The organism is Pseudomonas sp. UBA3153 (assembly GCF_002364635.1).
Classification (GTDB): Bacteria; Pseudomonadota; Gammaproteobacteria; order Pseudomonadales; family Pseudomonadaceae; genus Pseudomonas_O; species Pseudomonas_O kuykendallii.
In genome coordinates this window covers 3,695-5,506 of the sequence record NZ_DEYR01000104.1, presented here as the reverse complement: position 1 = coordinate 5,506, position 1,812 = coordinate 3,695, and the positions used below count along the sequence as shown (strand labels likewise).

Here is a 1,812-nt window from a genome sequence, read left to right as displayed (position 1 = left end):
ACATGGAGCTGCCTTGCGAGCTCGACCTCGGCGAAACCCCCGACGACTCCGACCTGCGCGGCTGGTGCATCGGCTTCATGGAAGGCGTGTTCCTGCGCGAGTCGGTGTGGTTCGAGGACGCCGAAGACGAAGTCAGCGAGCTGCTGCTACCGATCATGGTCGGCTCGGGGCTGTTCGACGAACAACCCGATTTCGCCGAGATCGCCGCCGACCCGGACCTCGCCGACAGCATGGTCGAGCAGATCCCCGAGCTGCTCACCGCGCTTTACCTGCTGTGCCAGGCCCCGGAAGAAAAACCCGCGTTGCTCAAGCCGCGCCACTGAGCCAAGCCTGGGCATGGCCGCTCGCGAATTCGCCCCGAGCCGCAACCCCTGGGTGCGCTACGGGCTGCTCGGCATTGGCTGGACGAGCGTGGCGCTCGGGGTCATCGGCATCTTCCTGCCGGTGCTGCCGACCACGCCGTTCCTGCTGCTCGCCGCGGCCTGCTTCGCACGCAGTTCGAGGCGTTTCTACGAATGGCTGGTGGATCATCCGCGGCTCGGCCCGTGGATTCGCGACTACCTCGACGGCGAAGGCATCCCGCTCAAAGGCAAGGTCTACGCCATCGGCCTGATGTGGGCGAGCATCGCCCTCTCCTGCTACCTGGTGCCGCTGTTCTGGGCGCGCACCTTCATGCTCACCAGCGCGGTGTGCGTGAGCCTCTACATCCTCAAACAGAAAACCCGACCGCCGCGCTGACCTGTCAGGGCACGTGGTTGCGCCGGTAGGTCTCCTCGCCCATCGCTTCGATCTGACCGTCGATCAGCCGCTCGAACGGGCGCAGCAGGGCGTCGAAGCTCGCCGGGGATTCGAGCATGTTGAGCGCCGCCACCACCGCCTCGAGGGTCGACAGCGCACCCGCGGCCGGCGCCTTGCGCACCCGGTAGCGCGAGGTCATCCCGTCCGGCAGGGCGAGGCGCGGCAGGGCCGCCAGCGCAGGATTCAGGTGAAGCAGCTTGCGCGCCTTGCGCCAGGTGCCGTCCGGTACCACCAGCAGCAGCGGGCGGGAATCTTCGCGCGGGATACCGGCGCCCAGCACCTCGGCGTCAGCGCCGGGAAACAGCAGGCAGGGTCGGTAGCCGGGATCGTCCAGACGCGCCTGCAGGTCCTCGAAACGCTCGCCGACCAGCAGCTCGGCGTTCTGCAGGCCCAGCGCCGCCAGGCGCGCGGTGTTCAGCGCGTGCCCGGATTCGCTCGGGTGCTGCAGCAGCAACACGCGGCTACGGCTCGGCAACGACGGAATGAGCGCACACAGGCAGTGGCTCAGCGGACGGATGCAGCGGGGACAATGCGGACGGGACATCGGCGTTCTGGCGAGAGTGGAGCGGCGGCGCAGTCTGCCACAGGTGCGCCGCCAGGAGGCCTCAGCGGGCGAAACGCTCGGCCAGGCCGTGCAGGTAGCCGGCCATCTGCTCCAGCTCCTGGCAGATCGCCGCGCCCTGCTGGGCGTGTCCGGCGCTGTTGTCGGAAAGCTGGGCGATGCGCGTGATCTGCCGGTTGATGTCTTCCACCACCAGGCTCTGCTCTTCCGAGGCAGCCGCCATCTGCTGGCTCATTCCGCTGATGCGCGTCACCGCCTGGCTGATGCTGCCCAGCGACTGATGCACCGACTCCACGCTACCCAGGCTGTCCTGCGACATCGACTCGCCGCGGCTGACGCTGCTCACCGCGCGGTCGGTGCCGGTGCGCAGGGTCGCAATCAACTGATGGATCTGCTCGGTGGACTGCCGCGTACGCGCCGCCAGGGCGCGAACCTCGTCGGCGACCACGGCG

4 protein-coding genes are annotated in these 1,812 nt (G+C 68.5%); 2 read left to right on the top strand and 2 right to left on the bottom strand.

The genetic code is table 11. From position 1 onward, the window contains the following. Both B2X67_RS20570 and B2X67_RS20565 read left to right on the top strand, forming a co-directional pair. On the top strand, positions 1 to 323 hold a 323-nt coding region (locus tag B2X67_RS20570), incomplete at its 5' end, for a UPF0149 family protein (protein WP_286786636.1). 13 nt (positions 324 to 336) lie between these two features. Beyond that, positions 337 to 738, top strand: coding sequence for a YbaN family protein (locus B2X67_RS20565; RefSeq protein ID WP_273231364.1), 402 nt, complete (start codon positions 337 to 339; stop codon positions 736 to 738). 4 nt (positions 739 to 742) lie between these two features. Here B2X67_RS20565 and B2X67_RS20560 read toward each other — a convergent pair whose 3' ends face one another. Together B2X67_RS20560 and B2X67_RS20555 are read right to left on the bottom strand one after the other, a co-directional pair. Then, positions 743 to 1,342 (bottom strand): tRNA-uridine aminocarboxypropyltransferase, encoded by a 600-nt coding sequence (locus B2X67_RS20560; RefSeq protein WP_273231362.1) that lies wholly within the window; start codon positions 1,340 to 1,342, stop codon positions 743 to 745. Positions 1,343 to 1,403: 61 nt separating this feature from the next. After that, a partial coding sequence (locus tag B2X67_RS20555; protein ID WP_286786635.1) for a methyl-accepting chemotaxis protein occupies positions 1,404 to 1,812 on the bottom strand: 409 nt, incomplete at its 5' end.